Below are 10075 nucleotides of genomic sequence, written 5' to 3'. Positions count from 1 at the left end.
TGCGGGTGCGGGTGCGGGTGCGGGTGCGGGTGCGGGTGCGGGTGCGGCAGCAGTATCGGTGCCTCGTCACTGAAGCGCCACATGCAGGCCGGACGCTTTTATGGCGCAATGAATCGGCTGGCGATCATGTTCCAGATATTCACGACAGGATTCCGCTTTCGCCAGTACAGGCGCTGCAAGGCAGCCGCACCGTTTCCAGTGGCTGATCCCCGTGGAGGATGGGCTGCCCGTCCTTCCGGCCAGCGCCACCGACTCTGTCTTTGATGCCCGTTCACCCGGGGTTCAGCCCGCCGAACGCCTGGCGCATGTCCGGCAGCCCGCAGGCCGGGACGAAGCATCCCTTGAGGCTCCCGGCCAGTGCAGTCATGGGCGCAACCGCAGTCTTCACACACATTGCAGGACTGCTGGCCGGGTATTCCTGGCGGTGTCAGCCGCGCTTGTTGCGCGCTCTGGTCGCAGGCTGGCTGCGGCCACCCTGACCTGTCGGTGCCCCCTTGGGTCGTGCGGTGGCCGGCGTGCGTGCCGCCGGTTTGCGGCTGCCTGCGGCCTTGCCGACAGGGGGCGGCGCATGGTGAAAGGCTTTTTCCGGCCGTGAGTTGCGGCCCTGCCCTTGCTGCGCGGCGGCCCGTACGCCTAGCCCTGGCGGCACCAGATGCTGCGGCCCGTTGCCGATCAGCTCCGCCCGGCCCATCTGCCGCAGGGCGTCGCGCAGCAACGGCCAGTTGTCCGGATCGTGATAGCGCAGCAGGGCCTTGTGCAGCTTGCGCCGCCACGCTTCGCGTACCGGGTCGACGGCAGAATCGCTGTTGCGCGTGACCTTGCGCAGCGGATTGCGCCCGGTGTGCCACATGGTGGTCGCCAGCGCCATCGGTGTCGGCGTGAATGCCTGCACCTGGTCGGGACGGAAGCCGTTCTGCTTGCACCACAGCGCCAGGTTGAGCATGTCTTCGTCGGCTGTCCCCGGATGGGCGGCGATGAAATACGGAATCAGGTACTGCTTTTTGCCGGCCTCCTGCGAATAGCGGTCAAACAGCTTTTTGAAGCGGTAATAGGTATCCACGCCCGGCTTCATCATCTTCGACAGCGGGGCGGTTTCGGTGTGTTCCGGCGCGATCTTCAGGAGGCCGCTGACATGGTGGGTGACCAGTTCGCGGATGTATTCGGGCGAGCGCACGGCCAGGTCGTAGCGCAGCCCCGAGCCGATGGTGACCAGCTTGACCCCCGGCAGGCTGCGCGCCTTGCGGTAGAGCTGGACCAGCGGACCGTGGTCGGTGCCCATGTTTTCGCAGATGTCCGGATAGACGCACGACAGCCGCCGGCAGGACGATTCGATGGCCGGGTCCTTGCACGCCAGCCGGTACATGTTGGCGGTCGGCCCGCCCAGATCGGTGATGTGTCCCTTGAACCCCCGGGTCTTGTCGCGGATTTCCTCGATCTCACTGAGGATCGACTGCTCCGAACGGCTCTGGATGATGCGGCCTTCGTGCTCGGTGATCGAGCAGAAGGTGCAGCCGCCAAAGCAGCCGCGCATGATGTTGACCGAAAACTTGATCATGTCCCAGGCCGGAATGCGGGCCTTGCCGTAGCCCGGATGCGGATTGCGTGCATACGGCAGGCCGAACACGTAGTCCATTTCCGGCGTGGTCAGCGGCACCGGCGGCGGGTTGATCCACACATCGCGGCTGCCGTGGGCCTGCACCAGCGCCCGGGCGTTGCCGGGATTGGATTCCAGATGCAGCAGCCGGCTGGCGTGGGCGTAGAGCACCGGGTCCTGGCTGACGGCCTCGTAGGCCGGCAGGCGCACCACGGTACGGGCGCGTTCGGCCTTGCGGGCCGCTACCCGCTGGGCAGCCGGCACGATGCGGACCGGCTGTACGTTACTGGCGGCCTGGGCCGCCTGACCGGTGCTTTCTTCGGCATACGGGTCGGGCAGCGGTTCGATCCGGCCCGGCAGGTCCAGCTCGGTGGAGTCCAGCTCGTGCCAGTCGGCTTCGGGGCGCCAGCCTGACGGCACGATGAAGGCGGTGCCGCGGATGTCGCGCATGTCGCGCAGGCGTTCTCCGCGGCCGGCACGATGGGCGATCTCGATCAGGGCGCGTTCGGCGTTGCCGAACAGCAAAAGGTCGGCCTTGGTGTAGACCAGCGCCGACTGGCGCACGGTTTCGCTCCAGTAGTCGTACTGGGCGATGCGCCGCAGGCTGGCCTCGATGCCGCCCACCATCACCTGACTGCCGGGAAAGGCCTCGCGGCAGCGCTGCGAATAGATCACCGTGGCCCGGTCCGGCCGCGCGCCGGACTGGCCGCCCGGCGTGTAGGCATCGTCCGAGCGCGGTTTGCGCTCGGCGGTGTAGCGGTTGATCATCGAATCCATGTTGCCGGCGGTGACGCCGAAAAACAGGTTCGGCCGCCCGAGTGCCCGGAAAGCCTCGGCCGAGGTGTAGTCCGGCTGGGCGAGGATGCCGACGCGGAATCCCTGCGCTTCCAGCAGGCGGCCGATCAGTGCCATGCCGAAACTGGGGTGGTCGATGTAGGCGTCACCGGTCACCAGCACGATGTCACAGCTGTCCCAGCCCAGCGCGTTCATGTCGGCGCGGCTCATCGGCAAAAACGGTGCCGGTGCCAGCTCCGGGCGGAAACGCGGGTAGTCGTGGATCGGGGTCAGGTCGGATGGACGCATGGTGAGGCCGGGTCGGGCGGGCGAAAAGTCGCGCATTGTGCCAGATTTGCCTGACAAAAGCATGAAGCCTTTGATTTTTCAGGCAATAACCACGATCAGAGCCGGGTTTAGCCTGTCCGGGCTGCCTCAGGCAAGCCAAAAAAGCCAGTCATACCGGCACCGGAATTTAATCCGCATCAAACAATTTGTTCATTACTGACAATATATTGAATTACTCATATTAACCCGCCATTGGTCATGCCAATAGGCTTGGAAAAGTCGGTGTGTAGTCGGAATGGTTATTCAATCTGAAGTACCCGCTCATCTTCACAACGCGCAGGACACCGCCGCCATCCTGGCAGAAGCCCTGCCGTACATCCGTGCCTTCTCCGGCAAGACCATCGTGGTGAAGTACGGCGGCAACGCCATGACCGACCCGGAACTCAAGGCCGGTTTTGCCCGCGATGTGGTCATGCTCAAGCTGGTCGGCCTCAATCCGGTGGTGGTGCACGGCGGCGGACCGCAGATCAACCAGTTGCTCAGCCGTCTGGGCAAGCAGGGCGAATTTGTTTCCGGCATGCGCGTGACCGACGACGAGACCATGGACGTGGTCGAGATGGTGCTGGGCGGTCTGGTCAACAAGGAGATCGTCAGCCTGATCAACCAGGCCGGCGGCAAGGCCGTGGGCCTGACCGGGCTGGACGGCCATTTCATCCGCGCCCGCAAGCTTTACGTGCAGGACGAGCAGGACACCACGGTGGACATCGGCAAGGTAGGCGAAGTGGACAGCATCGACCCGACCGTGGTCGGACTGCTGACCACGCAGGATTTCATCCCGGTGATCGCGCCGATCGGTGTCGGCCCGGACGGTGCAGCCTACAACATCAACGCCGACCTGGTGGCCGGCAAACTGGCCGAAACCCTGCATGCGGAAAAGCTGATCCTGATGACCAACACCTCCGGCGTGCTCGACCGCCAGGGACAGCTGATCTCGCACCTTGACAGCGAACGCGCCGCCACCCTGTTTGCCGACGGCACCATCAGCGGCGGCATGATTCCCAAGGTGCAGTCGGCACTCGACACCACCCGCCAGGGTGTGGGTTCGGTGCACATCATCGACGGCCGGGTCAAGCATGCCCTGCTGCTGGAAATCCTGACTGATCTCGGTACCGGTACAGCCATCTGTACCACGCTCTGAGCGTGTCCGGGCCGTCTTCGGACGGCCCCGCTGCCGGCCCACTCCGACCGGCGTTTTCTTTCGGGCCTTGTCGGCCGGTGAAATCATGGATACGTCCGCATTTGTCCAGAGCTTCCGCGAAGCGGCGCCTTACATTCATACCTTTCGGGGGCAGACCTTCGTCATCGGCTTCGGTGGCGAACTGGTCGAGTCGGACCGTTTTTCCCAGCTGTCGCACGACATCAACCTGCTCGTCAGCCTGGGCATCCGCATCGTGCTGGTGCACGGTGCCCGCCCGCAGGTGGAATCGCTGCTGGCCCTGCGCGGCCAGACACGCCAGCACCACCGCGGCCGCCGCATTACCGACGCCACGGCCATGGATGCCGTCAAGTACGGCATCGGCTATACGCGGGCCGAAATCGAAGCCCAGCTGTCGGTGGCCCTGCCCGATTCGCCCATGGCCGGCGCCAACCTGCGCGTGGCTGGCGGCAACTATCTGGTGGCGTGTCCGATGGGCGTGCTCGACGGCGTGGACATGCAGTATTCCGGCGCGGTGCGCCGGGTCGATACCCAGGCCATCACCCAGCGGCTGGCTGCCGGCGAGCTGGTGCTGCTGTCGCCGATCGGCTACTCCCCTACGGGCGAAAGTTTCAGCCTGAGCATGGAAGAAGTGGCCGCACATACCGCTACCTCGCTCAAGGCCGACAAGCTGATGTATCTGGTGGATACCCCCACCGGCGTCCACAGCGCCAGCGGCCAGCTGTTGCGCGAGTTTTCGCCGGAAGAAGGTCAGGCATGGCTGGAATCCTCGGCCGATCACCTGCCAGGCGAGTTCCGCCTGTGCTTTGCCTCGGCCATCAAGGCCGCCGGGCTGGGTGTCAAGCGCTGCCACCTCGTCAGCCAGAGTGTTGACGGTGCGTTGCTCAAGGAGCTGTTCACCCATGCCGGCAGCGGCACGGTGGTATCCGATGCGCCGCTGGTCGTGCTGCGCCAGGCCCGCTTTGACGACCTGCAACGGCTGTTGCAGATCATCCGGCCTCTGGAGCAGGAGGGCAAGCTGGTGCCGCGCGAGGAAGAAATGATCGAGCTCAACCTCGACCATTACACCGTGGTCGAGCACGACGGCAAGCTGACCGGCTGCGTGGCGATGTTCGACTACCCGGAAGCCGGCATGGCCGAGCTGTGCTGTCTGGCAGTAGCCCCCCCGTGGCGCTTTCGCGGTTATGGCGAGGCACTGCTGCACCACGTCGAGCAACGCGCCCGCGACAAGCACATCGACACCCTGTTCGTGCTCACGACCCAGACGGCGCATTTCTTTATCGAGCGCGGCTTTGCCCTGACGAGCCCCGACGTGCTGCCGCCCGTCAAGCGCCAGCACTACAACCCGGAACGCGGCTCCAAGGTGCTGGTACGCCGCCTTTCTACCCCACACGCATGAAGAAGTAGACCACCCTGAGCCCGTGGGCGGCATTCCGGCCTCGCCGGAACCGGCCGTCCGGCAATGGTTTGCCATTTTTACAAGCGGCCTTGTCCGCAATCAATATTAGCAAACTATTGTTTTTAGATATTCTAATCACACAGGCTGACTTCCAAGGTATGCAGACCTCCGTCTGCCACCGGCAGAGGCACCGCCTGACACACTACAACAGGAGATTGACGCAATGCCCCCCCTTTTACGACGTTCGCCATGGGACGCCAGACTGGATGTCTTGCAAAGTGCCAGCGGCTTGTTTCTGGCATTTTTCCTGACCGTACACCTTTTGCTGGTCGCCTCGATCCTGATCGGTGAGCCCACGTTTTTCCGCGTGGTCAAATCGCTGGAACTGAATTTTGACGGTGTGCACGGCTATCCGTGGGTGGTCAGCCTGATCGGACTGGGCATCGGCGGGCTGATCGCCCTGCATGCCCTGATCGCCCTGCGCAAGTTTCCGCAGAACTGGAGACAGTGGCAGCGCCTGGGCGTGCAGCTCAATACCCAGGTCCACCGCGATACCCGCCTGTGGGTCTGGCAGGTGCTGACCGGCTTTGCCATCTTCTTTTTCGTGCCGCTGCACCTGTGGACCATGGTCTTGCAGCCCGAAGCCATCGACCCGTGGCAGTCCGGCGCGCGCGTGCGCGATTTCGGCATGATCTGGGTCTACCTGCCGCTGCTGCTGATGGCCGACCTGCACGCCATGATCGGTGTCTACCGGCTGGCGATCAAATGGGGCGGCATCAGCCCGGCCCGCCGCCAGTCCCTGCAACGGCTGAAAACCGGCCTGAGCGTGCTGTTCATCAGCCTCGGCCTGCTGTCGCTGCTGGCCCTGTGGCGCGTCGCCCCGCCGGACAGCCCTGAAGCCCGCCAGCAACACGCCAACATCGTGACGGAGATGCAACGATGAAAACGATCTATACCGACGCACTCGTCATCGGCGGCGGCCTTGCCGGCCTGCGGGTAGCCATTGCCTGTCGCCAGCGCGGACTGGATACGCTGGTGCTGTCCCTGGTGCCGGCCAAGCGCTCGCACTCGGCTGCGGCACAGGGGGGCATGCAGGCCAGCCTTGGCAACGCGGCCAAGGGTGCCGGCGACAGCGAGATGGTGCACTTCATCGACACCGTTCGCGGTTCGGACTGGGGCTGCGACCAGGCAGTGGCGCGGCTCTTTACCCACGTGGCCCCCAAGGCGGTGCGCGAAGCAGCCGGCTGGGGCGTGCCGTGGACCCGCATCCGGGCCGGCCAGCGCAAGGTCATCGTCAACGCGAAAGAAGAAATCCTTGAAGAGCCGGCAGAAGCCCACGGCCTCATCAACGCACGCGACTTTGGCGGCACCAAGAAGTGGCGCACCTGCTATACCGCCGACGGCACCGGCCACACCGTGCTGTACGCCATGGACAACGAAGCCATCGGCCTGGGCATTCCGGTCATGGAGCGGCAGGAAGCCATTGCGCTGATCCACGACGGCAGCCGCTGCCACGGCGCCGTGGTGCGCGACCTGATCACCGGCGAGGTGTACGCCATCATGGCGCGCACCACCACCATCGCCACCGGCGGCTACGGCCGGCTGTGGGCGGTGTCGACCAATGCCATCATCTGCGAAGGCACCGGCCAGGGCATTGCGCTGGAGACCGGCATTGCCACGCTGGGCAACCCGGAAGCCGTGCAGTTCCACCCGACTGCCATCGTGCCGGTCGGCATCCTCACCACCGAAGGCTGCCGTGGCGACGGCGGCCTGCTGCGCGACGTGGACGGCCACCGTTTCATGCCGGACTACGAGCCGGAGAAAAAGGAACTCGCCTCGCGCGACGTGGTTTCGCGCCGCATGACCGAGCACATCCGCAAGGGCAAGGGTGTGCCCAGTGCCTATGGTCCGCACCTGTGGCTCGACATCACCCTCCTCGGCCGCGCGCACATCGAAAAGAACCTGCGCGAAGTGCAGGAAATCTGCCAGTACTTCCTCGGCATCGACCCGGCCACCGACTGGATTCCGGTGCGGCCGACGCAGCACTACTCGATGGGCGGCATCCGCACCGACATCCGCGGCGAAAGCCCGACCCTCAAGGGACTTTTCTCGGTCGGAGAGGCCGCCTGCTGGGACCTGCACGGCTTCAACCGGCTGGGCGGCAATTCGCTGGCCGAAACCGTGGTGGCCGGCATGGTGGTGGGAGAACACGTTGCCGATGCCAGCCTGAGCGCACCAGGACCGGATGCAGCCCTGGCACGCGGCTTTGCCGAACGCGAGGAAGCGGCCATCTCGGAGCTGCTGGCCCGCAGCGAAGGCGAAAACGTCTACACCCTGCGTCATGCCATGGAGCAGGTCATGATGGACAAGGTCGGCATCTTCCGCCACGCCGAAACCTTGCAACAAGCAGTCAATGAACTTGAGGTATTATTGCAGCGCAGCAAATGCATTTGCGTACGTGACAAGCGCCAGCATGCCAATCCGGAACTGGTCGCGGCCCTGCGTTTGCCGCGGATGCTCAAAGTGGCGCTGTGCGTGGCGACCGGAGCGCTGGCACGGACCGAAAGCCGTGGTGCCCATGCACGCGAGGACTACCCGCAACGCAATGATGCCGAGTGGTTGTCGCGCACGCTGGCCCGCTGGCCTGACGCAGCTGCCGATCGTCCGGAGCTGTCGTACGAGCCCCTGGACGTGATGCAGATGGCCCTGCCTCCGGGCTATCGCGGCTACGGGCCGGACAATGCCATTGCCCACCCGGATACCGCATCCCGGCTGGCACAGGTCGGCGGTGAACTCCAGACCGACATGCCGCTTCCCGAAGCCCTGCCCGAAAAATACCGACCGGCCAACCAGCGCCGCCAAGGAGCCTGACCATGGCCAATCGCACCCTGACCTTTTCGATTTTCCGGCACGACCCGCAAGCCGCCGGCAGTACTCCGCACATGCAGGAATACCGGCTGGAAGAAACCCCGGGCATGAGCATTTTCATCGCGCTCAACCGCCTGCGGGAAGAGCAGGACCCGACGTTGCAGTTCGACTTTGTCTGCCGGGCCGGCATCTGCGGCAGCTGCGCCATGGTGATCAACGGCAAGCCGACCCTAGCCTGCCGCACCTTGACGGCCACCTTTGCCAGCCCGCACATTACCCTGCTACCGTTGCCGGGATTCGAGCTGATCGGCGACCTGTCGGTCAATACCGGCAAGTTCATGCGCGCCCTGTCCGAACGGATCGGCGCCTGGCTGCATCCGAAGGCGGATTCGGTCGACATCCACTCGGTCGAAGCCCCGATGTCGCCGGACCTGGCCGACGAACTGTACGAAATGGAACGCTGCATCGAGTGCGGGTGCTGCATTGCCGGTTGTGCAACCGCCCAGATGCGTGACACCTTTATGGGCGCGGTCGGTTTCAACAAGGTGGCCCGTTTTGCCCTAGACGACCGCGATGCCCGTACACTCGACGATTTTTACCACGTCATCGGCAACGAAGACGGCGTGTTCGGCTGCATGTCGCTGATGGGATGCCAGGACAACTGTCCGAAAGACATCAACCATCTGGGGCAGATTGCCTACCTGCGCCGCAAGCTCGCTTTCGGTCGCAAGGTCTGGCGCCTGGCTCCACGCTGACCATCCACCCATTCCGGCGCTGCTTCCGGCAGCAGCGCTCCAACAATTTCACTTGCAAGGGATCTTATGACTGCCGAACGTACCCTCCCCAGCCAGCAGGACAACTATTACGAGGGCGTACCCGACTACATGGTCGACGTGTACGACTGGGCCTATGTCAATCCGACCAAGGCCCGCCTGCTTGACCGCAACATCGTGGTCAAGACACTGCTGTTCGGCAACGACCAGCGCATGATGCGCGCCTACCTCAACGAGGTGGAGCCGGGCATGTCGGTCTGGCAGGTGGCGCATGTCTACGGCGACCTGGTCAGCCGCGTGGCACAGAAAGTCGGCCCGGACGGCAAGTTCCGCCTGACCGACATCACGCCGGTCCAGGTCGAGCATTCGGTCAGCAAGCTCGGGCGCTATCCGCAAGCCGGCGTGACCCGTGCCGATGCAGCGACCTATGCCGGCGAGGAGGATTACGATCTGGTGTGCAGCTTCTTCCTGCTGCACGAAGTACCGGACGACCTCAAGCGCCGCATCGTCGACAACATGCTGGCCAAGGTGCCGGCACACGGCAAGGCCGTGTTTGTCGACTATCACGGCCCGGCCGCCTGGCAACCGATCGGCTGGCTGCTCAAGTACGTCAACCGCTGGCTGGAACCGTTTGCCGAAGCACTGTGGCGTCACGAGATCAGCGAATATGCCACGCACGCTGACGAATTCGTCTGGAACAAGCGCACCATTTTCGGTGGCGTGTACCAGATCGTGATCGTGACCCGCAAACCGGCCGCCTGAACGGGTACACCAGTCAGCCTTGCAGGTCCGGCGCAGTCAGCGCCGGACTACCGGACGCCGCCCTTCCCTGTGGAGTGCGGCGTTTGCTTTTCTGCCAATCTCACCGGGCTTGCGCAGCATCAGCCGGCCGGCCATGAGCCGCGCGCATGCCAAAAGTACACCTGTCCGGGCCGGCAAAGCCGTCACGCTACCGGCCCGGCCGACCGTGAAGGCATGCCATGGCCGTGCCATGCCTGCTTCGCACCTGTGGCACAGAGCTCGCTGCCGCGGCCCCTCTTGATGCCGTGCATTCTTTTTGCCGGTACCTGAGGTCCTTAGCCTGGAGTGAATAACAAAACCATCGTGTACAGATAAGCCACATTGGATGGGCTTACACAGCGAAATCTGCTACCCGTCCACAT

At 64.3% G+C, this 10075-nt stretch carries 8 protein-coding genes; 7 read left to right on the top strand and 1 reads right to left on the bottom strand.

Annotated features, from left to right (window positions below):
* A partial coding sequence (locus G542_RS19740) for a hypothetical protein (RefSeq protein ID WP_211218821.1) occupies positions 1-206 on the top strand: 206 nt, incomplete at its 5' end.
* Between the two features lie 221 nt (positions 207-427).
* On the opposite strand, the gene G542_RS0111235 is transcribed toward G542_RS19740, so the two are convergent.
* Positions 428-2677, bottom strand: coding sequence for a YgiQ family radical SAM protein (locus G542_RS0111235; RefSeq protein WP_244878702.1), 2250 nt, complete (start codon positions 2675-2677; stop codon positions 428-430).
* A 274-nt stretch (positions 2678-2951) separates the two neighbouring features.
* On the opposite strand from G542_RS0111235, the gene argB reads away from it, so the two are divergent.
* From argB to rquA, 6 genes are all read left to right on the top strand, one after another.
* The gene (argB, locus tag G542_RS0111230; protein WP_012697805.1) at positions 2952-3854 is read left to right on the top strand and encodes an acetylglutamate kinase; all 903 of its coding nucleotides are present in this window, start codon (positions 2952-2954) and stop codon (positions 3852-3854) included.
* A gap of 85 nt (positions 3855-3939) precedes the next feature.
* Positions 3940-5271, top strand: coding sequence for an amino-acid N-acetyltransferase (gene argA, locus G542_RS0111225; RefSeq protein WP_012697806.1), 1332 nt, complete (start codon positions 3940-3942; stop codon positions 5269-5271).
* Positions 5272-5494: 223 nt separating this feature from the next.
* On the top strand, positions 5495-6214 hold the full coding sequence (locus G542_RS16710; protein ID WP_012697808.1) for a fumarate reductase cytochrome b subunit: 720 nt from the start codon (positions 5495-5497) through the stop codon (positions 6212-6214).
* Positions 6211-8142 carry a fumarate reductase flavoprotein subunit gene (locus tag G542_RS0111215; protein ID WP_027824147.1) on the top strand — a complete coding sequence of 644 codons (1932 nt, stop codon included), beginning with the start codon at positions 6211-6213 and terminating at the stop codon, positions 8140-8142. Before G542_RS16710 ends, G542_RS0111215 begins: the two co-directional genes overlap by 4 nt.
* A gap of 2 nt (positions 8143-8144) precedes the next feature.
* Entirely contained in the window at positions 8145-8894 is a 750-nt protein-coding gene (locus G542_RS0111210) for a fumarate reductase iron-sulfur subunit (RefSeq protein ID WP_012697810.1), read from the top strand.
* 66 nt (positions 8895-8960) lie between these two features.
* Positions 8961-9674 (top strand): rhodoquinone biosynthesis methyltransferase RquA, encoded by a 714-nt coding sequence (gene rquA / locus G542_RS0111205; RefSeq protein ID WP_012697811.1) that lies wholly within the window; start codon positions 8961-8963, stop codon positions 9672-9674.
* The last annotated feature ends 401 nt before the right edge of the window (positions 9675-10075 follow it).

Origin of the sequence: Laribacter hongkongensis DSM 14985 (genome assembly GCF_000423285.1) — a bacterium.
Classification (GTDB): Bacteria; Pseudomonadota; Gammaproteobacteria; order Burkholderiales; family Aquaspirillaceae; genus Laribacter; species Laribacter hongkongensis.
Note: the sequence above shows the minus strand (reverse complement) of the source record. Positions and strands in the feature narration are given on the sequence as shown.